Below are 22,732 nucleotides of genomic sequence, written 5' to 3' on the forward strand. Positions count from 1 at the left end.
GGTTTCAGGTGCGCGAAGGCGTTAAACAGTGAAAGCATCTTGCAGCAGTTGTTCCTGCTGCTCGGCGTGCATCGAAGCGTAACCGCAAGCAGGTGCGGCAGACGCCTCACGACCAGCGTATTCCAGGACCAGGCCTTGTTTGTGGTTGGTCAGGCTGCGACGCATGTGATGCTGGCTGCTGTACCAGGCGCCCTGGTTCATCGGCTCTTCCTGGCACCAGACCACGTTTTCGAGGTTGGTGTAAGGGGCGAGCGTCTCCATCAGGTCGTCCTCAGGGAACGGATACAGCTGCTCGATACGCACGATGGCGATGTCTTCACGACCTTCGGCACGGCGTTTTTCCAGCAGGTCATAGTAGACCTTGCCGCTGCACAGGATCATGCGAGTGACCTTTTTCGGGTCAAGCGCATCGATTTCCGGGATAACGGTCTGGAACGAACCTTCGGCCAGATCTTCCAGGGTCGAAATGGCCAGTTTGTGGCGCAACAGCGACTTTGGAGTCAGAACGATCAATGGCTTGCGCAGCGGGCGAATCACCTGACGACGCAGCAAGTGATAGATCTGAGCCGGCGTAGTCGGCACGGCTACCTGAATGTTGTGCTCGGCGCACAGCTGCAGGTAACGCTCCAGACGAGCCGAGGAGTGCTCAGGACCCTGACCTTCATAACCGTGCGGCAGCAACATGGTCAGACCGCAGAGACGGCCCCACTTGTGTTCGCCACTGGTGATGAACTGATCGATAACCACCTGGGCACCGTTGGCGAAGTCGCCGAACTGGGCTTCCCAGATCACCAGCGCATCAGGCGTGGTGGTCGAGTAACCGTATTCGAACGCCAGTACGGCTTCTTCGGACAGGAACGAATCGTACAGGTCGAAACGTGGCTGGCCGTTATACAGGTTCTGCAACGGGATGTAGGTGCCCGCGTCTTTCTGGTTGTGCAAGACAGCGTGACGGTGCGAGAACGTACCGCGACCGATGTCCTGACCCGTCATGCGAATCGGGTGACCTTCGAACGCCAGGGTCGCGTACGCCATGGTTTCGGCGTAACCCCAGTTGATCGGCAGGCCGCCGGCTTGCATCTTCTGACGGTCTTCGTAGATTTTCGCGACCTGGCGCTGAACCACGAAGCCTTCAGGAATTTCCAGCAGCTTGGCGGACAGTTCCTGCAAGGTTTTCAGATCAAAGCGAGTGTCGTGACGCGCAGTCCAGGCATGGCCCAGATACGGACGCCAGTCCACGAACAGCTCTTTGTTCGGCTCTTTGACCAGGCTTTTTACAACATGCAGACCGTTGTCCAGCGCGTTGCGGTATTCGTCGATTTTCGACTGCACACGCTCTGCGTCCAGCACACCGCTCTGGGTCAGGCGATCGGCATACAGCTCACGGGTAGTGCGCTGTTTGGTGATCTGCTGATACATGATCGGCTGGGTACCGCTTGGTTCGTCAGCCTCGTTGTGGCCGCGACGACGGTAGCAGACCAGATCGATCACCACGTCACGCTTGAACTGCATGCGGTAGTCGATGGCCAGCTGGGTCACGAACAATACAGCTTCCGGATCATCACCATTCACATGGAGGATCGGCGCCTGGATCATTTTCGCGACGTCGGTGGCGTACTCGGTGGAACGCGAGTCCAGCGGGTTGCTGATGGTGAAACCGACCTGGTTGTTGATCACGATGTGCACGGTGCCGCCGGTTTTGAAACCACGGGTCTGCGACATCTGGAAGGTTTCCATGACCACGCCTTGACCTGCGAATGCAGCGTCACCGTGGATGGAGATCGGCAGGACTTTCTCACCGGTAGGATCGTTACGACGGTCCTGACGGGCGCGAACCGAACCCTCGACCACCGGAGAAACGATTTCCAGGTGGGACGGGTTGAACGCCATGGCCAGGTGAACTTCACCGCCGGCGGTCATCACGTTGGACGAGAAGCCCTGGTGGTATTTAACGTCACCGGAACCCAGCTCGACCTTCTTCTTGCCTTCGAACTCGTCGAACAGCTCGCGCGGGTTCTTGCCGAAGGTGTTGACCAATACGTTCAGACGACCACGGTGGGCCATGCCGATGACGATTTCCTTGGTGCCGTAGGAACCGGAACGCTGGATCAGTTCGTCAAGCATTGGAATCAGGCTTTCGCCGCCTTCCAGACCGAAACGCTTGGTACCCGGGTATTTGGTGCCCAGGTATTTTTCCAGGCCTTCACCGGCGGTCACGCGCTCGAGCAAGTGGCTCTTGATGTCGGCGGAGTACGTCGGACGGCCGCGCACGCTTTCCAGACGCTGCTGGAACCACTGGCGCTGCTCGGAATCGGTGATATGCGTAAATTCAGCGCCGATGGTGCGGCAATATGTCTGCTGCAACGCTTCGTGAATTTCGCGTAGGCTCGCCTCCTCTTTGCCGATGAACAGGTCGCCGGCACGGAAGGTCGTATCAAGATCGGCATTGGTCAAGCCGTAATGATTGATTGACAGGTCTGCAGGTGCAGGACGCTGCCACAGCCCCAGCGGGTCAAGCTGGGCTGCCTGGTGGCCACGCATACGGTAGGCCTGGATCAATCGCAGCACTTCAACTTGCTTCTTCTCGTGCTCACTGCTCACGCTGCCGGCGGAAACCGGTTGGGCGCGGCGCTGGTTCTTTGCCAGCAAGACGAAATGATCGCGAATTGTGGAGTGCGAAACATCGGTGACAGTGTTGCCATCAGCAGGCAACTTCTGGAAGTAGGTGCGCCACTCTTCTGGCACAGCGTTAGGGTCGTGCAGGTAGAGCTCGTAGAGCTCTTCCACATAGGCAGCGTTACTACCGGAAAGGTAGGCGCTGTTCCACATGCGCTGCATCACGCTTTCTTGCATGCTTGGTCACCCTCGGTTAGGGGAACACCACCGGCGTCGACACCGAGCAAACTTGCAGAAGTCCGAATGCAGCGACTAAAACAAGCCACTTAGGATCACGCTGATAGTCCGGGTACCAGCCCGGATGCCCCTGCTTGTCTCATTTCTTCAAAATAAGAGCCGCAGCCTTATGGGCTGCTGCTCAGGTTAAAACTACGGCGCCGGTTGAAGCCTGCGCCGTAGCATCTACGGGTATTGCGGTCCTACGGGTACAGCAGCTGAATCACACGCCGCTTTGCAGCAGCATGTTACGAATGTGACCGATGGCCTTAGTCGGGTTCAGGCCTTTCGGACAAACGTTGACGCAGTTCATGATGCCCCGGCAGCGGAATACGCTGAACGGGTCATCCAGCGAAGCCAGACGCTCGGACGTCTTGGTGTCGCGACTGTCTGCCAGGAAGCGGTACGCTTGCAGCAGAGCAGCCGGGCCCAGGAACTTGTCCGGGTTCCACCAGAAGGACGGGCACGAAGTCGAGCAGCAAGCGCACAGGATGCACTCGTACAGACCGTCGAGCTTTTCACGCTCTTCTGGGGACTGCAGACGCTCGATGGCCGGAGCCGGCGTGTCGTTCTGCAGGTATGGCTTCACCTTTTCGTATTGCTTGTAGAAGATGCTCATATCGACGACCAGGTCACGGATAACCGGCAAACCTGGCAGAGGACGAACGATCAGCTTGTTACCTTTTACGACGGCAGACAGCGGCGTGATGCACGCCAGACCGTTTTTGCCGTTGATATTCATGCCGTCGGAACCGCAAACACCTTCACGGCAAGAGCGACGATAGGAGAAACCTTCGTCCTGCTCTTTGATCAGGGCCAGCACGTCCAGCACCATCAGGTCTTTACCACCGGTATCAACCTGGAATTCCTGCATGAACGGCGCAGCGTCCTGATCAGGGTTGTAACGATAAACACTGACTTTCAACATGGCGGCCACCCTTAATAAGTCCGAATCTTAGGTTCAAAAGTCGGAACAGTCTTCGGCGAGAAGTTCACTGCACGCTTGGCAACGCGCTTCTCACCCGGGAAGTACAGGGTGTGGCACAGCCAGTTTTCGTCGTCACGGTCTTCGAAGTCTTCACGGGCGTGAGCACCGCGGGACTCTTTGCGTACTTCTGCAGCGATGGCGGTAGCTTCAGCCACTTCCAGCAGGTTCTGCAGTTCCAGCGCTTCGATACGCGCGGTGTTGAACGCCTGGCTCTTGTCGTTGATCTTGACGTTGGCGATACGCACGCGCAGATCAGCCAGCTGAGCAATACCCTTCTGCATGTATTCGCCAGTGCGGAACACACCGAAGTAGTTCTGCATGCAGTTTTGCAGTTCGCGACGCAGGGTTGCTACATCTTCACCTTCGGTACGCTCGTTCAGAGCGGACAGACGCGACAGGGCCGCAGTGATATCGGCGTCGGTAGCATCGTCGTATTCGATACCGTCGGTCAGTGCTTTTTCCAGGTGCAGGCCAGCTGCACGACCGAATACCACCAGGTCGAGCAACGAGTTGCCGCCCAGGCGGTTGGCACCGTGAACCGATACGCAAGCCACTTCGCCCACCGCGAACAGACCAGGGATGATCTCGTCGACGCCTTCGGCGTTCTGGGTCATCGCTTGGCCATGAATGTTGGTGGCAACGCCGCCCATCATATAGTGGCAAGTCGGAACAACCGGAACCGGAGCAACCACTGGGTCAACGTGTGCGAAAGTCTTGGACAGTTCGCAGATGCCTGGCAGACGGCTGTGCAGCACTTCCTCGCCCAAATGGTCGAGCTTGAGCATCACGTGGTCGCCATTCGGACCGCAACCGTTGCCGGCGATGATTTCTTTAACCATCGAACGGGCAACAACGTCACGACCGGCAAGGTCCTTGGCGTTCGGAGCATAACGCTCCATGAAACGCTCGCCGTGCTTGTTGATCAGGTAACCACCTTCACCACGGCAACCTTCGGTCACCAGCACACCGGCGCCGGCGATGCCGGTCGGGTGGAACTGCCACATTTCGATGTCTTGTACCGGCACGCCGGCACGCAGCGCCATACCAACGCCGTCACCGGTGTTGATCAGGGCGTTGGTGGTCGAAGCGTAGATACGACCTGCACCGCCGGTAGCCAGTACGGTGGCTTTCGAACGGATGTAGGTGGTTTCACCGGTTTCGATGCAGATGGCAATCACGCCGACGAACGCGCCATCCTGGTTCTTCACCAGGTCAACAGCGTAGTACTCGTTCAGGAACACGGTACCGGCTTTCAGGTTGCCCTGATAAAGAGTGTGCAGCAGCGCGTGACCGGTACGGTCGGAAGCGGCGCAGGTACGGGCAGCCTGGCCACCTTTACCGTAGTCCTTGGACTGACCACCGAACGGACGCTGATAGATACGACCTTGCTCGGTACGCGAGAATGGCATACCCATGTGGTCCAGCTCGTAGACGGCGGCCGGACCTTCCTGACACATGTATTCGATAGCGTCCTGGTCACCGATGTAGTCGGAACCCTTGACGGTATCGTACATGTGCCAGCGCCAGTCATCGTTCGGGTCGGCAGACGCGATGGCGCAGGTGATGCCACCCTGGGCCGATACGGTGTGCGAACGAGTCGGGAAAACCTTGGTGATCACGGCAGTCTTGTGACCGCCCTGTGCCAGTTGCAGCGCTGCGCGCATGCCGGCACCGCCACCACCAATAATGATGGCGTCGAAAGAAATCGTTGGAATGTTAGCCATGGATCAGATACCCCAGAGAATCTGCACACCCCAGACGAAGTAAGCGAACATTGCAACGCCGCATACTGCCTGGAAAAGGAAACGTACTGCAGTCGCGGACTTGCCCAGCGCCATCGGCGTCAGGTAGTCGGTCGCGATGGTCCACATGCCGACCCAGGCGTGAGCGCCCAGGGCCACAAGGGCCAGCAGACTGAAGATACGCATCCCGTTGTGGGCGAACAGGGCATGCCATTGGTCGTAGCCAATGCCTGGATTCGCAACGAGGTATCCGATCAGGAAAATGAAATAAGCCGCGAGAACAACCGCAGACACACGTTGCGCCATCCAGTCATAGAGGCCCGAACGCGAAAGGTTCGTAACGCTGGTTACCATATCCAAACTCCTGCCAGAACGATCAACACCACGGAAACGGCGATGATAATTTTCGAGCCCAGGCGGCCGCCTTCCAGCGTCTCACCGATGCCCATGTCCATGATCAAATGGCGCACGCCGGCTACCAGGTGATACAGAAGAGCGGACAGGAGGCCCCATGCTACGAACTTGGCCAGCGGGCTGGTCAAGCATGCCTTCACCTCGGCAAAACCTTCCTCGGAACCCAGAGACTTGCCCAATGCATAAAGCATGAAGCCAAGGCCCAGGAAGAGGATGATGCCGGAAACACGGTGAAGAAACGACGTAACGCCGGTGATGGGGAGTTTGATGGTCCTTAGGTCTAGGTTTACAGGTCGTTGGCTTTTCACGGCTTTTTTTTCACACTGAAGAGCCCCTAACAATCAGGGCAAAGTTGTTGGGGAGTGCACTGGTCAGGTAACCACCACCCAGGGATGCGACCCCCAATAAAGCAGGCCCAAAAGCCCCTGGCGGTCGGTGGCCGAGTATAGACAGTTAGGCTACTAATGACAACGCGTTCACCTTCCCCTAATAGCTGATTGCACAAGAGACATAAAAGGCGTAAATGGCAGTCAATTTCGAGGAAAAAGTCCGGTTAAAGCCTTCTGGAGCAAGACTTTAGGCAAATTGACATTCGAATTTATCTCACTATAGTGGTGCGGGCCCTGCGTGGGGGGTCTGTCTGATGATTTCAAGCATAAATAGGAGGCCACATGGCTGACAAAAAAGCGCAGTTGATCATCGAGGGCGCAGCCCCCGTCGAGCTGCCCATTTTAACCGGCACCGTTGGTCCCGATGTTATCGATGTTCGGGGCCTGACGGCCACGGGCCGTTTCACCTTTGACCCTGGTTTCATGTCGACTGCCTCCTGCGAGTCGAAGATCACCTATATCGACGGCGACAACGGCATCCTGCTGCACCGCGGCTACCCGATCGAACAGCTGGCTGAAAAGTCGGACTACCTGGAAACCTGCTACCTGCTGCTCAACGGCGAGCTGCCAACCGCAGAACAGAAGGCCCAGTTCGTCGGCACCGTGAAGAACCACACCATGGTCCATGAGCAGCTGAAGACTTTCTTCAACGGCTTCCGTCGCGACGCCCACCCGATGGCCGTCATGTGCGGTGTAGTCGGCGCCCTTTCGGCTTTCTACCACGACTCCCTCGACATCAATAACCCGCAGCATCGCGAAATCTCCGCGATCCGCCTGGTTGCCAAGATGCCGACCCTGGCTGCAATGGTTTACAAGTACTCCATGGGCCAACCCATGATGTACCCGCGCAATGACCTGTCGTACGCGGAAAACTTCCTGCACATGATGTTCAACACCCCGTGCGAGATCAAACCGATCAGCCCGGTACTCGCCAAGGCCATGGACCGGATCTTCATCCTCCATGCCGACCACGAGCAAAACGCATCGACCTCTACCGTACGTCTGGCCGGCTCGTCGGGTGCCAACCCGTTCGCCTGTATCGCCGCCGGCATCGCTGCACTGTGGGGCCCTGCCCACGGCGGCGCGAACGAGGCTGTTCTGACCATGCTTGACGAGATTGGCGATGTTTCGAACATCGACAAGTACATCGCCAAGGCCAAGGACAAGAACGATCCGTTCAAACTGATGGGCTTCGGTCACCGGGTTTACAAAAACCGTGACCCGCGCGCTACCGTCATGAAGCAGACCTGCGACGAAGTACTGAAAGAACTGGGTATCACCAACGATCCGCAACTCGAACTGGCCATGCGCCTGGAAGAGATCGCCCTGACCGATCCGTATTTCATCGAGCGCTCGCTGTACCCGAACGTCGATTTCTACTCGGGGATCATCCTCAAGGCGATTGGCATTCCAACCAGCATGTTCACCGTGATCTTCGCCCTGGCGCGGACCGTCGGCTGGATTTCCCACTGGAAAGAAATGCTCTCCAGCCCGTACAAGATTGGCCGTCCGCGCCAGCTGTACACCGGCTACGAGTCGCGTGATATCACTCGGCTTGAAGACCGCTGATAAGAGCTGTCTTGCGATAACGTCTTGAGCTGTACCGGGAACGGCCTCTATTTAAATAGAGGCCGTTTTTGTTTGTGGGCCTTGTGGGCCTTCGCGGGCAAGCCTCGCTCCTACGAGGGGGCGATAACCGCCCAATAAAAAATGCCCCGATCTCTCGACCGGGGCATTCTTTTTAGCGCGGCTTATATATAGAAGCCTTAGTGCGAAACCGCCCCACTCGCCCCCAACCCGGTCTGCGAACGCACAAACTGCGGGAAGAACAGCGCCCGCTCGTTTACACCCTCAGCCGACTTGTCGGTGATCGAGAAGAACCAGATCCCGATAAAGGCAATGATCATCGAGAACAGCGCCGGGTATTCATACGGGAAGATCGCCTTCTCGTGACCCATGATCTGCACCCAGATGGTTGGCCCCAACACCATCAAGCCCACAGCGCTGACCAGCCCCAGCCAGCCACCGATCATCGCACCGCGAGTCGTCAGTTTCTTCCAGTACATGGAAAGCAGCAGCACAGGGAAGTTGCAGCTCGCCGCAATGGAGAACGCCAGGCCCACCATAAACGCGATGTTCTGCTTCTCGAACAGAATGCCCAGGCCGATCGCCAGCACCGCCAAGGCAATCGTGGTGATTTTCGAGACGCGGATCTCGTCCTTCTCGTTAGCCTTGCCCTTCTTGATCACGCTGGCATACAGGTCATGGGACACCGCCGAGGCACCCGCCAGGGTCAGGCCGGCCACCACCGCCAGGATGGTCGCGAACGCCACCGCGGAGATGAAGCCCAGGAACACGCTGCCACCCACCGCGTTGGCCAAATGCACCGCCGCCATGTTGTTGCCACCCAACAGCGCGCCAGCCGCATCCTTAAAGGCCGGGTTGGTGCTGACCAGCAGGATCGCGCCGAAGCCGATGATGAAGGTCAGGATATAGAAGTAGCCAATGAAGCCGGTTGCATACAGCACGCTTTTACGCGCTTCTTTGGCGTCACTCACGGTGAAGAAGCGCATCAGAATGTGCGGCAAGCCAGCGGTACCGAACATCAGCGCCAGGCCAAGGGAGAACGCCGAGACCGGATCTTTCACCAGGCCGCCAGGGCTCATGATCGCTTCACCTTTAGGGTGAACCTTGATCGCCTCGGAGAACAGCGCATTGAAGTCGAAGTTGACGTGCTTCATCACCATCAGCGCCATGAACGAGGCCCCGGACAGCAACAGCACCGCCTTGATGATCTGCACCCAGGTGGTCGCCAGCATGCCGCCGAACAGTACGTACAGGCACATCAGGATACCCACCAGGATCACCGCAACGTGGTAGTCCAGGCCGAACAGCAGTTGAATCAGTTTGCCGGCACCGACCATTTGCGCGATCAGGTAGAACGCCACCACTACCAGCGAACCGCACGCCGACAGCGAACGGATCTGGGTTTGCCCCAGGCGATAGGACGCCACGTCGGCAAAGGTGTATTTACCCAGGTTACGCAGGCGCTCGGCGATCAGGAACAGGATGATCGGCCAGCCCACCAGGAAACCGATCGAGTAGATCAGGCCGTCGTAGCCGGAGGTGAACACCAGGGCGGAAATACCCAGGAAGGACGCCGCGGACATGTAGTCACCGGCAATCGCCAGACCGTTCTGGAAACCAGTGATCTTGCCACCCGCCGCATAGTAGTCGGCCGCCGATTTGTTGCGTTTGGACGCCCAGTAGGTAATGCACAAGGTTGCGCCCACGAACACCACGAACATCATGATCGCGGATACGTTGAGCGGTTGTTTTTGCACGGCCCCCGTCAGGGCTTCAGCCGCCCAGGCGCCAGGTGCAAAGGCTGCGATGCTCAATAGAGCCATTAGACGCCGGATCATTGCTGAGCCTCCTTGAGAATCGCATTGTTCAGGTCGTCGAATTCGCCGTTGGCCCGTCGCACGTAGATGCCTGTCAGGACAAAGGCCGAAACAATCAGCCCGACACCGATCGGAATGCCCCAGGTAATCGACGATTCAGGGCTGATTTTCGCGCCCAGAATATGCGGCCCGTACGCAATCAAAAGGATGAATCCGGAGTACAGCCCAAGCATGATCGCCGAGAGAATCCAGGCGAATCGTTCCCTCTTGCTAACCAGCTCCTTGAAGCGCGAGCTGTTTTGAATCGAGAGGTAAATGCTGTCGTTCATTGTTTTTATCCTCGCAGCACAGATTTTAGTTGGAACGTTATCCACTCTATGCGGCTGCCGGACAGGTTCCAGACGACCTTAGTATTAGAACGACATGACTGCTTCTCCCCCGCCGAATTTCCACAGAAAGCAAAAAGCCCCTTGGCATTTAAGCCAAGGGGCCTTGAGAGGTGCTGACCAGACGTTTCAGCTCAAATCATTTGGTCCATTCAGCAACGCGATCCGGGTGTTTAGCCACCCAGTCTTTCGCTGCGGCTTCAGGCTTGGCACCGTCCTGAATCGCCAGCATGACTTGGCCGATTTCGTCTTTCGACGCCCACTGGAAGTTCTTCAGGAACTTCGCAACTTCAGGCGCTTTGGTTGCCAGTTCTTTGCTGCCGATGCTGTTCACGGTTTCAGCTGCGCCGTAAACGCCTTTCGGGTCTTCCAGGAAGCGCAGTTTCCACTTGGCGAACATCCAGTGCGGCACCCAACCGGTGACGGCAATGGATTCGTTTTTCTTCTCGGCACGGGTCAGCTCGGCAATCATGCCGGCGCCGGAACTGGCCTTGAGTTGATACCCGGTCAGGTCATAGTCCTTGATCGCCTGCTCGGACTTGAGCATCACGCCTGAACCGGCGTCGATGCCAACGATGCGATTTTTGAAGCTGTCGTCGGTTTTCAGATCAGCAATAGACTTGGCCTTGACGTACTCCGGTACGATCAGACCGATTTTCGCGTCCTTGAAGTTCGGGCCGTAATCGACGACCTGATCCTTGTTCTTGGCCCAGTATTCGCCATGAGTCACGGGGAGCCACGCAGACAGCATGGCGTCGAGTTTGCCAGTGGCCACGCCCTGCCACATGATCCCGGTGGCAACGGCTTGCAGCTTCACGTCATAACCGAGTTTCTGTTTGATCACTTCAGCAGCCACGTTGGTCGTGGCGACGCTGTCCGACCAGCCGTCGACATAACCGATCGTTACTGCCTTGCTTTCAGCGCTGGCTACGGTAGAACTGATCGCCAGCACCAAAGCGGCACCTGCGCCCAAGAGTCGTCGCATCTTCATCGTTACTTCCCCGAAAGTGCTGCACCCGGCGGATGCCGAGTCGCTCAACGTATTTTTATGGTGCACAGCGCCCCCATCACGCCACCTCAAACTCGTTCGAACATCAGCGGAGTACTGACGTATCGATCATCAACCTGACGCCATCGGCGACCTGCTCTGTCAGCGACCTCAAGGCATCGAGAAACGACATCAGAAGGCCATTAATCGCAACCGCTAAAAATGCATAGGCCATCCCGCCTGAACTTTGCATGTCAAAACCATGCAGGCCACCAAGCACGGGACAAATGCAGGTAACATGCCCCGCTTTGTTCCCAGACGGCCTGACCATGCCCGCGACATCACGCTTTCCTTTTTTGGCTTATCTTTTCGCTTGCCTGCTGGGGCTATTTGCCCTCGGCGGCTTCTGGTACGGCCTCGGCAAACCGGTGATCCTGCCGGACGTGGCCAGCGCGACGCACAAGCTGCAATGCGCCTCCTACACCCCGTTCGACAAAGACCAATCGCCGTTCGATGTGCCGTTCAAACTGCGCCCCGAGCGCATGGACGCTGACCTCGCGTTGCTGGCTACGCGCTTCGAATGCATCCGCACCTATTCCATGACCGGCCTCGAGGCCTTGCCCGATCTGGCGCGCAAGCATGGCTTGAAGCTGATGATCGGCGCCTGGGTCAACAGCAATCCGGTGGACACGGCCAAGGAAGTCGACCTGCTGATCGCCTCGGCCAATGCCAACGCGGATGTGGTGACCTCGGTGATCGTCGGCAACGAAACCCTGCTGCGCAAGGAAGTCACCGGGGCACAGTTGGTGCAGCTGATCAACAAAGTCAAAAGCCACGTCAAACAGCCAGTGACCTACGCCGACGTCTGGGAATTCTGGCTCAAGCACCCGGAAGTCGCCCCGGCGGTGGACTTCCTGACCATTCATCTGCTGCCGTATTGGGAAGACGAGCCATCGAACATCGACGCCGCGCTGCAGCATGTGGCCGACGTGCGTCAGGTGTTCGGTAACAGGTTTGCGCCCAAGGACGTGATGATTGGCGAAACCGGTTGGCCGAGCGAAGGTCGCCAGCGCGAAACGGCGCTGCCGAGCCGGGTCAACGAAGCAAAATTCATTCGCAGCTTTGTGATCATGGCCGAGCAGCAAGGCTGGCACTACAACCTGATCGAGGCTTTCGACCAGCCCTGGAAACGCGCCAGCGAAGGTGCGGTGGGCGGTTATTGGGGGCTGTTCGATGCCGACCGCCAGGACAAGGGCGTACTCGCCGGGCCAGTCTCGAACGTGCCGTACTGGTCGCAATGGCTGGCGGTGGGTGGCTTGATCTTCATTGGCACGTTGTTACTCGGCGGTCGCGTTCGCAGCACCCGCGCGGCGTTGGTTCTACCACTGCTCGGTGCTTTGGCGGCCTGCTCGATTGGTGCCTGGGGTGATCTGGCTCGTGTCACCACCCGGTTTGCCAGTGAATGGTTGTGGGTCGCCTTGCTGACAGGTTTGAATCTTTTGGTGCTGGCCCATGCCGCGCTGACCTTGAGCGCTCGTACCGGTTGGCGTGAGCGCGCCTTCAATGCACTGGAACGTCGAGCCGGCTGGTGGCTGGCAGCGGCAGGGTTTGCCGTGGCGGTGATGATGCTGGAACTGGTATTCGACCCGCGTTATCGCAGCTTCCCGAGTGTCGCGCTCATCCTGCCCGCGCTGGTGTACCTGTGCCGCCCGGTGAGTGTGCCGCGCCGGGAAATTGCTCTGCTGACCTTCATCATCGGCGCCGGCATTGCGCCGCAACTGTATCAAGAAGGTTTGCAGAACCAGCAGGCCTGGGGTTGGGCGCTGGTAAGTGTATTGATGGTGGCGGCGTTGTGGCGCAGTTTGCGGGTTCGCAAGGGCTGATCTTCAGCGTGGCTACCGGCCCCATCGCGAGCAGGCTCGCTCCCACATTTAACCGCGTTCTCATGCTAGATGCGGTCGAGTGTGGGAGCGGGCTTGCCCGCGATGACGGACTATCAAACGCTGCGGGAGGCCCTGACCAGACGCAAACCAGCGATCACCACCGCAAACACCGCCAATGTGGTGTTGTACAACGCCAGCGCCGGAAACCCGAACACCAGCGCCAGCACCGCCAGCCACCACCCCGCCCGCCCTGGCAGAACAAAACCGATCACGGCGGCGACCACTGCCGTCCAGCCCAATACCTTGAAATGAATCATAAAGCCCAGATTCGAACGAATCTGGCATTCCCAGCGACTGGCCTCGTCAACGCAGATGCCGACCCATTGCGCATCCTCCATGAAGCCATAACGCGCGCCATAACTGGCGGCCAGCCATAACGGCAGGAGAACGAGCAGCAGAATCACGGGTAGACGGCGGGACATGAAGCACTCCAATAAACGAAATCGGCGGCCAGCTTAATCCCCCGCCCGTGGTAAGCAAATAACATCAATTAACTGTTCATGAAATAACTGCAAAGTGTATCGTTTCGCTACCGTTGCTCCGAAATCAGGCCTGTTTGCTGCCGATGCATGGCACTTTGGCCCAAATCCGATGGTCATAGCCTGCGAACTTCATCCGGCACCTTCCTCTAAGGGATCTAGTCATGCTCCGTTCCTTGCGCTTCGCCGCCCTGTTTGGCGGCTTGATTTTAAGTGCGTCCGTACTGGCGGCCGACATCGACGCCGCCAGCTATGGCTATCCCCTGACCAACCCGTTCGAGGCGACCATCGCCACGACACCGCCGGAGTTGCGCCCGGAATTACCGCTGGACGACGATATCAATCAAGAAGATCGCAGCGTCACATTGCGCCCGGAGCGTGAGTTCAGCCTGCCGGACAACTTCTGGCCGGTGAAGAAACTCACCTACCGCATCGCCACACAAGATCATGCTGCACCGTTGATTTTCCTGATCTCCGGCACCGGTGCGCGCTATGACAGCACCCTCAACGAATACCTGAAAAAGCTCTACTACAAGGCCGGCTATCACGTGGTGCAGCTGTCATCGCCCACCAGCTTCGACTTCATGACCGCTGCCTCGCGATTCGCCACCCCGGGCGTGACCAAGGAAGATGCCGAAGACATGTACCGGGTGATGCAGGCCGTACGGGCACAAAACCCGAAACTGCCGGTCACCGATTTTTTCCTGACCGGTTACAGCCTTGGCGCGCTGGATGCGGCCTTTGTTGCGCACCTGGATGAAACCCGTCGCAGCTTCAATTTCAAGAAAGTCTTGCTGCTCAACCCGCCGGTCAACCTTTACACCTCGGTCACCAACCTGGACAAGCTGGTACAGACAGAGGTGAAAGGCATCAACAACACCACCACTTTCTATGAACTGGTGCTGGACAAACTGACCCGCTACTTCCAACAGAAGGGCTACATCGACCTCAACGATGCGCTGCTCTACGACTTCCAGCAGTCCAAGCAACACCTGAGCAACGAGCAGATGGCGATGCTGATCGGCACTTCGTTCCGTTTCTCGGCCGCGGACATCGCCTTTACCTCGGACCTGATCAACCGTCGCGGCCTGATCACGCCACCGAAATTCCCGATCACCGAAGGCACCACCCTCACGCCGTTCCTCAAACGCGCGCTGCAGTGCGACTTCGACTGCTACATCACCGAGCAGGTCATCCCGATGTGGCGCGCCCGAACCGACGGTGGCAGCCTGCTGCAACTGATCGATCAGGTCAGCCTGTATGCACTGAAGGACTACCTGCACGACAGCCCGAAAATCGCCGTCATGCACAACGCCGACGACGTGATCCTCGGCCCTGGCGACCTGGGCTTTCTGCGCCGCACCTTTGGCGACCGTTTGACTGTTTATCCATTGGGCGGCCATTGCGGCAACCTCAACTATCGCGTCAACAGCGACGCCATGCTGGAGTTTTTCCGTGGCTAAATACCTCCTGCTGATCGCAGCGTTACTCTGTGCAGGCGTCGCCAATGCCGACAACAGCAAAGCCAATGCCCCAGTGGTGATCGATAAAGACGGCTTCAAGGAACCGCTGAGCAAACTCAAATTCAACCCGGGGCTGGACCAGCGCGAGTTCGAACGCTCATCGCTCAACGCACTGAACGTCTATGACCCGCTGGAAGAGTGGAACCGCCGCGTCTACCACTTCAACTACCGGTTCGACGAATGGGTGTTCCTGCCCGTGGTCAACGGCTATCGCTACGTCACTCCAAGTTTCCTGCGCACCGGCGTCAGCAACTTCTTCAACAACCTCGGTGATGTGCCGAACCTGGTGAACAGCCTGCTGCAATTCAAGGGGCAGCGCTCGCTGGACACCACCGCGCGCCTGCTGCTCAACACCACCATCGGTGTCGCCGGCCTGTGGGATCCGGCCACCGCCATGGGCCTGCCGCGCCGCAATGAAGACTTCGGCCAGACCCTGGGCTTCTACGGCGTACCGGGCGGCGCCTACCTGGTGCTGCCGATCCTCGGCCCGTCGAACCTGCGTGACACCGCAGGCCTGGCGGTCGACTACACCGGCGAATCGGCGATCAACTTCCTGAACGTGTCCGAAGTCAGCTCCAACCACCCGGAAATCTGGGTACTGCGCGGCATCGACAAGCGCTATCAGAACGGCTTCCGCTACGGGCAGATGAATACACCGTTCGAGTATGAAAAAGTGCGTTACGTGTATACCGAGGCGCGCAAGCTGCAGATCGCCGAGTAACTTCGTCGGCAACAAAAAAGGCCATTCGATTTGCCTCGAATGGCCTTTTTCATGCGCGGCGTATCAAACACCAGCTCCCAGAGCTTCAGGCTTTCACCGTTTTCCAGAGCTTGCCTACCGCCATCACCCCCACCAACACCGCCGCGCCCGCGACAATCCCGGCCACTGCATTGAGCAACGTCGGCACGATAAACCCGGCCCCACCAGACGCTGCGGTGACACTCTCGATCCAGTGATGAACCACCGGCACGCCATGGGTCAGAATCCCGCCGCCGACCAAAAACATCGCCGCCGTGCCGATCACCGAGAGGCTTTTCATCATGTACGGCGCCGCGCGCAGAATCCCGCCGCCGATGCTTTTGGCCATTTGCCCAGGCTTCTGGGTCAGCCACAGACCGAGGTCGTCGAGCTTGACGATGCCGGCCACCAAGCCGTAGACACCGATGGTCATGACGATGGCGATACCCGAGAGCACGATCACTTGCTGAGTCAAGGAGGCGTCAGCCACGGTGCCCAGGGTGATGGCGATGATTTCCGCCGAAAGGATGAAATCGGTACGGATGGCACCTTTGATCTTGTCCTTTTCGAACGCCACCAGATCGACCGCCGGGTTGGACACGGCCTCGACCAATTCTGCGTGTTCGGCCTGATCTTCAGCTTTGCTGTGCAGGAATTTGTGGGCGAGTTTCTCGAAGCCTTCAAAGCACAGGTAAGCACCACCGACCATCAACAACGGCGTGACCAGCCACGGAATGAACGCACTGATGGCCAACGCCGACGGCACCAGAATCAGTTTGTTGACGAACGAGCCCTTCGCCACCGCCCACACCACCGGGATTTCCCGCTCGGCACGCACACCGGAAACCTGCTGGGCATTGAGCGCCAGATCGTCGCCCAGTACACCGGCGGTCTTCTTCGCGGCCATTTTGGTCATCAGCGCCACATCGTCCAGTACGGTGGCGATGTCGTCGATCAGCACCAGCAAACTGCTTCCTGCCATGAATCGGGTTTCCTTCTTGAATGAATGCTGCGCAGCATACCGAAACCCGAGGCCACACGGGGCATTCTTGAGCCCCGCGCGAGGCCGGTGCTACCATGCGCAACCGCCAGAACAGGCAAGGAACTCCTTGGTTTATGAGCACCATCCGCGAGCGCAACAAAGAACTGATCCTGCGTGCCGCTAGTGAAGAATTTGCCGACAAGGGCTTCGCTGCGACCAAAACCAGTGACATCGCGGCCAAGGCGGGGCTGCCCAAGCCTAACGTCTACTACTACTTCAAATCCAAGGAAAACCTCTACCGCGAGGTTCTGGAAAGCATCATCGAGCCAATCCTGCAGGCCTCGACGCCATTCAACGCCGACGGCGTGCCCGGCGAAGTGCTCAGTGGCTACATTCGCTCGAAAATCCGCATCTCCCGTGACTTGCCCTTTGCCTCAAAGGTGTTCGCCAGCGAAATCATGCACGGCGCCCCACACCTGAGCCCCGATCAGGTCGAACAGCTCAACGCCCAGGCCAAACACAACATCGACTGCATCCAGACCTGGATCGACCGCGGCCAGATCGCCCCCCTCGACCCCAACCACCTGATGTTCAGCATCTGGGCCGCAACCCAGACCTACGCCGACTTCGACTGGCAGATCTCTGCGGTGACTGGCAAGGCCAAGCTGGATGAGGCTGACTATGAGGCGGCGGCGCAGACGATTATCCGATTGGTGCTCAAGGGGTGTGAGCCGGACTGATAGCGGCCCAGCATCAATGCCGACTCGGCAGTCTATGAAAACTGCCGGTCGGGATTGCATGTTTGCGCCTTCTAAACCTTCGGCAGCGGATTCAACGCCACGGCGGCCCTGGGTTTTCTGAAGAAAATCCAGTAGACAACCGTGAGGATCAGCAGGAAAGGCACACCGAATACCAAGGTCATTTTGAAGGCATCGGTGAAGTAGGTGGTGATCATCACCGCGCCCATCAGCAGCAGCCCCAACAGCGTGGTGTACGGGAACAGGCGCATGCGGAAAGACAGTTTCCGTTCGCCGTTGCGCTCGTGGTAGCGACGGAAGCAGTAGTGGGTCAGGAAAATCATGAACCAGGTGAAGATCGCGCCGAACATCGAGATCGCCATCATCAAGGTGAAGGAGCTTTCCGGGTACAGCACATTGAGCAATGTTGCCAGGGCAATGCCGGAGCTCGACAGCAACAAGGCATTCAGCGGGATCCCGGTCTTGCTCAACACCCCCATGGACTTGGGTGCATAACCGCCGCGGGACAGGCTGAACATCATGCGGGTGGTGATGTAGAGCTGACTGTTCATCGCCGACAACGCCGCAATCAGGATCACGAAGTTCATCACGCCGGTTGCGCCGGGAATACCGATGGTCTGCATGACGGTGACGAACGGGCTCTGCGCTTGACCGGCCTGGACCCACGGCACAATCGCCAACATCAGGGCCAGGGTCAGCAGGTAGAACACCACCAGCCGCACGATGGTCGCGCGAAAGGCCTTCTTCACCGCCCGCTCCGGGTCCTGCGCCTCGCCGGCAGCCACTGCGATCATTTCCACGCTCAGATAGCTGAAGATCGAGACGATCACCGCAATCCACATCCCTTGCAGACCATTGGGAAAAAAGCCGCCGTGGGCGGTGTAATTGTGCACGCCGTAATCCGCGTTGCCGGAACCGAACACCACATACACCGCGAGGATGATGAAGCCGACAATCGCACCGATCTTGATGGTCGAGAACAAGTACTCGAAGGTGCCGAAGGTTTTCACGCTGATGGCGTTGAGCACGATCAGCATGCTCGAGAACGAAACAATCCAGATCCATTCAGGCACGTTGGCGAACCAGTACTTCATGTACATCGCCACCGCCGTCACTTCCGTGCCCACTGCCAGCACAATCGCCGCCCAATAGGCATAGCGCACCAGGAACCCGGCCAATGGGCTGACATAGAATTCGGCATAGGCGCCGAATGAGCCGGAGGTCGAATGGGCCACCGTCATTTCCGCCAGACAGCCCATCAACAGCAGGGTGATGATCGCGCCAATGGCATAGCTGAGCAGCACGCTCGGCCCTGCATAACCAATGGCGTAGGCACTGCCCATGAACAGCCCGGTGCCAATCGCACCGCCAATGGCGATCATGCTCATCTGACCCGAGGTGAGCTGGCGCCTGAGGCCCTGCTCACGCTTGGAGATGTTTTCAAAACCGGTGTTATCGGTCATTTTTCTTTCCTCTGAATATTGTCTTTCTTGAAGAGAGCAAATCTTTTGGGTTGCCGGTGGGGATCAGCCACGGATTAGAAAATATTCAGCGGATACTCGACGATCACCCGCACTTCATTGTTGTCGGTGGTGTCCGCTCGGGCGACCTGGCCGGTGGAACGCACACTGGCCTGACGCACACGTATCGACAGGTCCTTGGCCTTGCCCTCCTGCACCACGTAGCGCGCTTCAAGGTCGCGCTCCCAGCGCTTGCCGTCACCGCCGTAACGTCCATAGGCACCATTAGGGCCGCCGTCGTAGTGGCTGTCGTCAATATGGTCACCGCTCACATAGCGCGACATGAAGCTCAGGCCCGGCACGCCGAAAGGCGCCATGTCCAGGTCATAACGCAGCTGCCAGGAGCGTTCATTGGGCGCGTTGAAATCGAGGATCTGTACCGAGTTGGCAAGGAATATCGAGGTGCCCGGCTGCTGATCGAAGCCGAGATAATCGAACGGTTCATCGCCATCGACCCGTTGGTAGGCCAGGGTCAAGCGGTGCGCACCCACCTTGTAAGCGGCGGCCAGCGACCAGGTGGTGTTGTCGATCTTGCCGGCCAGGCTCTGGCCATAGTCGTTGGTGCGATAGAGGTTGAAATCCAGGTTCAGCGACTGGTTTTCGCTCAGGGCATAGCTGTAGTTGGCGTTGGCGTAGTACTGCCGCCAGATATCAGCGAACTGTGAACCGTACAGGCTGACGCTCAATTGATCGCTCAGGGCATAACTGCCGCCCAGATAATCGACGCTACGGGTTTCCACACCGGCATACAGCGCCTTGAGGGCGCCATCGTCGTTGGTCGACGCACTGTCATTGCCCGAGGTGAAGTGCCCGACATCGAGTTGCAGTCCTTTCAACTCGCTGCTGGTCAGCTGGAAACCATTGGCGTAGGTGGTGAACAGGCGCGCCGAGCCGGTGCCGAACACCGGGTTGAGCGGTGTCAGGTTGCCGTATTTGAGTTCGGTCTTCGAGATCCGCGCCTTGAGCGCGCCACCCGCTTCGGAATACTCATCCTCGGCGCGCCCATCGGAATCGACCGGCAACAAACCGGTGCCGGTACGCCCCCTGCCGCTGTCGAGCTTGAGACCCAACTGCGCGTAGGCGTCGACTCCGAAACCCACAGTGCCCTGGGTATAGCCGGAACGGTAATCGAGCATAAGTCCGTGGGCCCACTCCTCCCGATAGTTCTGACCGCCCGGGTTGTTGAGGTTGTTGCGGTAGAAATAGAAATTGCGATTGGTCAGGGTCAGGCTGCTGTCTTCAACGAATCCATTGTCGGGTGCGGCATAGGCCACTTGGCCGAGACAGCTGGTAATGGCGAGCGGCAAGGCGGGCCAAAGGGACAGTTTCATTCTGCGTGTTCCTTATTATTGTGTTTTCACAGAAGTGCTTATCCGAGGCGACCGAAGCCCTGCTGCCGAGAAATTCGCGGCAGCAGGACAAAGGCGTCGGGGGGTATCAGGTGACGCTGTGGCGGATCTGGAACTGCTCTTGCGACCAGGTTTTCTGATCGAGTATTTCGCCGAGGATCTGCACCGCATCCCAGACCTCGGTGAAACTGGTGTACAGCGGGGTGAAGCCGAACCGCATGATCCGCGGCTCGCGGTAATCGCCGATCACGCCACGGGCGATCAAGGCCTGGATCACCGCATAACCCTGGGGATGTTCGAAGCTGACATGGCTGCCACGTTTGGCGTGTTCGCGCGGAGTGACCAGGGTCAGCTCGTGAGCGGCGCAACGCTGCTCGACCAACTGGATGAACAGGTCCGTCAGCGCCAGGGACTTGCTGCGCAGGCTGGCCATGTCGGTCTGGGCGAAGACATCCAGACCACACTCGACCATCGCCAATGAAGTGATGGGCTGGGTGCCGCACAAATAGCGGGCGATTCCGCTGCTCGGCTGGTAATGCGACTCCATGGCGAACTGCCGCGAATGACCGAACCAGCCGGACAGCGGTTGCACCACCAGATCGCACAGCTCAGGGGAAACCCAGACGAAAGCTTGCGAGCCCGGACCGCCATTGAGGTACTTGTAGGTGCAACCGATGGCGTAGTCGGCGCGCGCCTGATGCAGGTCGACCGGCACCGCCCCGGCAGAATGCGCCAGGTCCCAGATGGCCAGCGCGCCACATTCATGGGTCAGCGCGGTCAGGGCCTGCATGTCGTGCATGTAGCCGGTCTTGTAGTTGACGTGGGTGAGCATGACCACCGCGGTGTCCTGGTCAATCGCTTGCGGCAGCTCTTGCGGGCTATCGACCAGACGCAGGGTGTAGCCCTGCTGCAGCATGTCCGCCAGACCTTCGGCGATATACAGGTCAGTCGGGAAGTTGCTGGTCTCGGTGACGATCACCCGCCGCGTCGGCGCCCGCGTGGCCTGCACGCGCAGGGCGGCGCTGAGCACCTTGAACAGGTTGATCGAGGTGGTGTCGGTCACCACCACTTCGCCGTCACCGGCGCCAATCAGCCCTGCCAGTCGATTGCCCAGACGTTCAGGCAGGTCGCGCCAGCCAGCGCTGTTCCAACTGCGGATCAGGCCATTGCCCCATTCCTCGGCGATCACTGCCTGAGCACGCGCCAGCGCTGCGACCGGGCGCGCGCCCAGGGAGTTGCCGTCGAGATAGATCACGCCTTCAGGGAGCGCAAACTGCTGGCGCAGAGGGGCCAGAGCGTCCTGCGCATCAAGCGCCAGACAATCGTTTCTTGTAGTCATTGGATGTCCTGCTTTTTTGAAAGAAGTGCCGTCCGGGCAGATCGCGATAGTCGGGTGTGAGTGTCGTGTTTCAGGCGTTATTTGCGCCTTCACGGTGAAGAGATAATGAACGAAGCTTTAGAGAATTTTCGTGCAAAGTAAGCGGCCATCTAGTATTTATCTCGAAGAAAATTCGAATCCATCTCCAAATATCGCGGATTTATTCTAGCCATGACCCTCGACTCGACAGACCTGCGGATCCTGCATCTCTTGCAACGGGACGGCCGTATCAGCAATCACGAAATTGCAGAGAAGGTCGCACTGTCGCCGTCGGCCTGTTTGCGCCGTTTACGCCTGCTGGAAAGTGAAGGAATCATCACCGGCTATCGTGCGATGCTGAACGCAGAGAAGCTGGGAGTCGAACTGGAAGCCATCGTCCATGTGTCATTGCGACAGGACGTCGAGGACTGGCACGAGACCTTCATCAAGAAGGTCCAGTTGTGGCCGGAAGTGGTCACCGCCTACGTGATTACCGGGGCGAGCAACTATGTGCTGCGGGTCCAGGCGCGTAACGTCAAACACTTCTCCGACTTCATCGTCAACCAACTGAACCGCACGGCGGGAGTGACTGATATCCGCTCGGAAATCGTGTTGCAGAAAATCAAGGAGCGGGAGACGTTGCTTGATTTGGTGGTGCGTAAGTGAGCGCCAGCTAATGGATATCGATGGTCAGGTGATCAATTGTGGCGAGGGAGCTTGCTCCCGTTGGGCTGCGAAGCAGCCCCAAAACCCAGGCTCTTCGATTCTTCAGGTGCACCGCATGGAGCGTTTTACGACTGCTACGCAGCCGAACGGGAGCAAGCTCCCTCGCCACAAATAGCGCTTGATCAGGCTGCTGTCGCAGGTCTGATTCAATCC

At 58.4% G+C, this 22,732-nt stretch carries 19 protein-coding genes; 6 read left to right on the forward strand and 13 right to left on the reverse strand.

Annotated features, from left to right (window positions below; translation table 11 throughout):
* Positions 1–21 precede the first annotated feature (21 nt).
* The 5 genes from ACZ9BB_RS15850 to sdhC all read right to left on the reverse strand — a co-directional run bounded on the left by ACZ9BB_RS15850 (position 22) and on the right by sdhC (position 6,344).
* Positions 22–2,853 carry a 2-oxoglutarate dehydrogenase E1 component gene (locus tag ACZ9BB_RS15850; RefSeq protein WP_476214555.1) on the reverse strand — a complete coding sequence of 944 codons (2,832 nt, stop codon included), beginning with the start codon at positions 2,851–2,853 and terminating at the stop codon, positions 22–24.
* A gap of 262 nt (positions 2,854–3,115) precedes the next feature.
* On the reverse strand, positions 3,116–3,820 hold the full coding sequence (locus tag ACZ9BB_RS15855) for a succinate dehydrogenase iron-sulfur subunit (protein WP_007936040.1): 705 nt from the start codon (positions 3,818–3,820) through the stop codon (positions 3,116–3,118).
* Between the two features lie 11 nt (positions 3,821–3,831).
* Positions 3,832–5,604: a succinate dehydrogenase flavoprotein subunit gene (sdhA, locus tag ACZ9BB_RS15860; protein WP_476214556.1), complete on the reverse strand. Its 1,773-nt coding sequence runs from the start codon at positions 5,602–5,604 to the stop codon at positions 3,832–3,834.
* Positions 5,605–5,607: 3 nt separating this feature from the next.
* A complete protein-coding gene (gene sdhD, locus ACZ9BB_RS15865; RefSeq protein ID WP_008071469.1) occupies positions 5,608–5,976 on the reverse strand; it encodes a succinate dehydrogenase, hydrophobic membrane anchor protein in 369 nt (122 codons plus the stop codon).
* Positions 5,970–6,344: a succinate dehydrogenase, cytochrome b556 subunit gene (gene sdhC / locus ACZ9BB_RS15870; protein ID WP_015096190.1), complete on the reverse strand. Its 375-nt coding sequence runs from the start codon at positions 6,342–6,344 to the stop codon at positions 5,970–5,972. Before sdhC ends, sdhD begins: the two co-directional genes overlap by 7 nt.
* 363 nt (positions 6,345–6,707) lie before the next feature.
* Between sdhC and gltA the strand changes: the two genes are divergently transcribed.
* Positions 6,708–7,994 (forward strand): citrate synthase, encoded by a 1,287-nt coding sequence (gene gltA, locus ACZ9BB_RS15875; protein WP_008071464.1) that lies wholly within the window; start codon positions 6,708–6,710, stop codon positions 7,992–7,994.
* Between the two features lie 197 nt (positions 7,995–8,191).
* On the opposite strand, the gene ACZ9BB_RS15880 is transcribed toward gltA, so the two are convergent.
* From ACZ9BB_RS15880 to ACZ9BB_RS15890, 3 genes are all read right to left on the reverse strand, one after another.
* Positions 8,192–9,850: a cation acetate symporter gene (locus tag ACZ9BB_RS15880; RefSeq protein ID WP_476214557.1), complete on the reverse strand. Its 1,659-nt coding sequence runs from the start codon at positions 9,848–9,850 to the stop codon at positions 8,192–8,194.
* Positions 9,847–10,158 (reverse strand): DUF485 domain-containing protein, encoded by a 312-nt coding sequence (locus ACZ9BB_RS15885; protein WP_367374776.1) that lies wholly within the window; start codon positions 10,156–10,158, stop codon positions 9,847–9,849. The genes ACZ9BB_RS15880 and ACZ9BB_RS15885 overlap by 4 nt, the downstream gene beginning before the upstream one ends.
* Before the next feature lie 196 nt (positions 10,159–10,354).
* A complete protein-coding gene (locus ACZ9BB_RS15890) occupies positions 10,355–11,206 on the reverse strand; it encodes a glycine betaine ABC transporter substrate-binding protein (protein ID WP_476214558.1) in 852 nt (283 codons plus the stop codon).
* 284 nt (positions 11,207–11,490) lie between these two features.
* On the opposite strand from ACZ9BB_RS15890, the gene ACZ9BB_RS15895 reads away from it, so the two are divergent.
* On the forward strand, positions 11,491–13,086 hold the full coding sequence (locus tag ACZ9BB_RS15895; protein WP_476214559.1) for a glycoside hydrolase family 17 protein: 1,596 nt from the start codon (positions 11,491–11,493) through the stop codon (positions 13,084–13,086).
* A gap of 113 nt (positions 13,087–13,199) precedes the next feature.
* On the opposite strand, the gene ACZ9BB_RS15900 is transcribed toward ACZ9BB_RS15895, so the two are convergent.
* Complete coding sequence (locus tag ACZ9BB_RS15900; protein ID WP_476214560.1) at positions 13,200–13,568, reverse strand: hypothetical protein; 369 nt, start codon at positions 13,566–13,568, stop codon at positions 13,200–13,202.
* Between the two features lie 221 nt (positions 13,569–13,789).
* On the opposite strand from ACZ9BB_RS15900, the gene ACZ9BB_RS15905 reads away from it, so the two are divergent.
* The gene (locus ACZ9BB_RS15905) at positions 13,790–15,088 is read left to right on the forward strand and encodes a serine/threonine protein kinase (RefSeq protein ID WP_476214561.1); all 1,299 of its coding nucleotides are present in this window, start codon (positions 13,790–13,792) and stop codon (positions 15,086–15,088) included.
* Complete coding sequence (locus ACZ9BB_RS15910; RefSeq protein ID WP_018925098.1) at positions 15,081–15,869, forward strand: MlaA family lipoprotein; 789 nt, start codon at positions 15,081–15,083, stop codon at positions 15,867–15,869. Before ACZ9BB_RS15905 ends, ACZ9BB_RS15910 begins: the two co-directional genes overlap by 8 nt.
* 85 nt (positions 15,870–15,954) lie before the next feature.
* Here ACZ9BB_RS15910 and ACZ9BB_RS15915 read toward each other — a convergent pair whose 3' ends face one another.
* Positions 15,955–16,869, reverse strand: a complete 915-nt coding sequence (locus ACZ9BB_RS15915) for a DUF808 domain-containing protein (protein WP_476214562.1) — start codon at positions 16,867–16,869, stop codon at positions 15,955–15,957.
* 134 nt (positions 16,870–17,003) lie between these two features.
* Between ACZ9BB_RS15915 and ACZ9BB_RS15920 the strand changes: the two genes are divergently transcribed.
* Complete coding sequence (locus ACZ9BB_RS15920; RefSeq protein WP_476214563.1) at positions 17,004–17,609, forward strand: TetR/AcrR family transcriptional regulator; 606 nt, start codon at positions 17,004–17,006, stop codon at positions 17,607–17,609.
* A gap of 71 nt (positions 17,610–17,680) precedes the next feature.
* Here ACZ9BB_RS15920 and ACZ9BB_RS15925 read toward each other — a convergent pair whose 3' ends face one another.
* The 3 genes from ACZ9BB_RS15925 to kynU all read right to left on the reverse strand — a co-directional run bounded on the left by ACZ9BB_RS15925 (position 17,681) and on the right by kynU (position 21,835).
* Positions 17,681–19,090 carry an amino acid permease gene (locus tag ACZ9BB_RS15925; RefSeq protein WP_476214564.1) on the reverse strand — a complete coding sequence of 470 codons (1,410 nt, stop codon included), beginning with the start codon at positions 19,088–19,090 and terminating at the stop codon, positions 17,681–17,683.
* A gap of 74 nt (positions 19,091–19,164) precedes the next feature.
* Positions 19,165–20,478 (reverse strand): OprD family porin, encoded by a 1,314-nt coding sequence (locus tag ACZ9BB_RS15930; RefSeq protein ID WP_476214565.1) that lies wholly within the window; start codon positions 20,476–20,478, stop codon positions 19,165–19,167.
* Between the two features lie 106 nt (positions 20,479–20,584).
* A complete protein-coding gene (kynU, locus tag ACZ9BB_RS15935; RefSeq protein ID WP_476214566.1) occupies positions 20,585–21,835 on the reverse strand; it encodes a kynureninase in 1,251 nt (416 codons plus the stop codon).
* Positions 21,836–22,045: 210 nt separating this feature from the next.
* Between kynU and ACZ9BB_RS15940 the strand changes: the two genes are divergently transcribed.
* Positions 22,046–22,519, forward strand: coding sequence for an Lrp/AsnC family transcriptional regulator (locus ACZ9BB_RS15940; RefSeq protein ID WP_476214567.1), 474 nt, complete (start codon positions 22,046–22,048; stop codon positions 22,517–22,519).
* The last annotated feature ends 213 nt before the right edge of the window (positions 22,520–22,732 follow it).

The sequence above is a fragment of the Pseudomonas sp. TE3552 genome (assembly GCF_056278945.1).

Excerpts from the sequence above, each read along its gene's own strand:
- ACZ9BB_RS15930 (WP_476214565.1), bottom strand. The coding sequence starts at position 20,478 with ATGAAACTGTCCCTTTGGCCCGCCTTGCCGCTCGCCATTACCAGCTGT.
- sdhD (WP_008071469.1), bottom strand. The coding sequence starts at position 5,976 with ATGGTAACCAGCGTTACGAACCTTTCGCGTTCGGGCCTCTATGACTGG.
- ACZ9BB_RS15850 (WP_476214555.1), bottom strand. The coding sequence starts at position 2,853 with ATGCAAGAAAGCGTGATGCAGCGCATGTGGAACAGCGCCTACCTTTCC.
- ACZ9BB_RS15915 (WP_476214562.1), bottom strand. The coding sequence starts at position 16,869 with ATGGCAGGAAGCAGTTTGCTGGTGCTGATCGACGACATCGCCACCGTA.
- ACZ9BB_RS15940 (WP_476214567.1), top strand. The coding sequence starts at position 22,046 with ATGACCCTCGACTCGACAGACCTGCGGATCCTGCATCTCTTGCAACGG.
- ACZ9BB_RS15920 (WP_476214563.1), top strand. The coding sequence starts at position 17,004 with ATGAGCACCATCCGCGAGCGCAACAAAGAACTGATCCTGCGTGCCGCT.
- sdhA (WP_476214556.1), bottom strand. The coding sequence starts at position 5,604 with ATGGCTAACATTCCAACGATTTCTTTCGACGCCATCATTATTGGTGGT.
- ACZ9BB_RS15895 (WP_476214559.1), top strand. The coding sequence starts at position 11,491 with ATGCAGGTAACATGCCCCGCTTTGTTCCCAGACGGCCTGACCATGCCC.
- ACZ9BB_RS15855 (WP_007936040.1), bottom strand. The coding sequence starts at position 3,820 with ATGTTGAAAGTCAGTGTTTATCGTTACAACCCTGATCAGGACGCTGCG.
- ACZ9BB_RS15900 (WP_476214560.1), bottom strand. The coding sequence starts at position 13,568 with ATGTCCCGCCGTCTACCCGTGATTCTGCTGCTCGTTCTCCTGCCGTTA.
- ACZ9BB_RS15890 (WP_476214558.1), bottom strand. The coding sequence starts at position 11,206 with ATGAAGATGCGACGACTCTTGGGCGCAGGTGCCGCTTTGGTGCTGGCG.
- kynU (WP_476214566.1), bottom strand. The coding sequence starts at position 21,835 with ATGACTACAAGAAACGATTGTCTGGCGCTTGATGCGCAGGACGCTCTG.
- ACZ9BB_RS15880 (WP_476214557.1), bottom strand. The coding sequence starts at position 9,850 with ATGATCCGGCGTCTAATGGCTCTATTGAGCATCGCAGCCTTTGCACCT.
- ACZ9BB_RS15925 (WP_476214564.1), bottom strand. The coding sequence starts at position 19,090 with ATGACCGATAACACCGGTTTTGAAAACATCTCCAAGCGTGAGCAGGGC.
- ACZ9BB_RS15905 (WP_476214561.1), top strand. The coding sequence starts at position 13,790 with ATGCTCCGTTCCTTGCGCTTCGCCGCCCTGTTTGGCGGCTTGATTTTA.
- gltA (WP_008071464.1), top strand. The coding sequence starts at position 6,708 with ATGGCTGACAAAAAAGCGCAGTTGATCATCGAGGGCGCAGCCCCCGTC.
- ACZ9BB_RS15885 (WP_367374776.1), bottom strand. The coding sequence starts at position 10,158 with ATGAACGACAGCATTTACCTCTCGATTCAAAACAGCTCGCGCTTCAAG.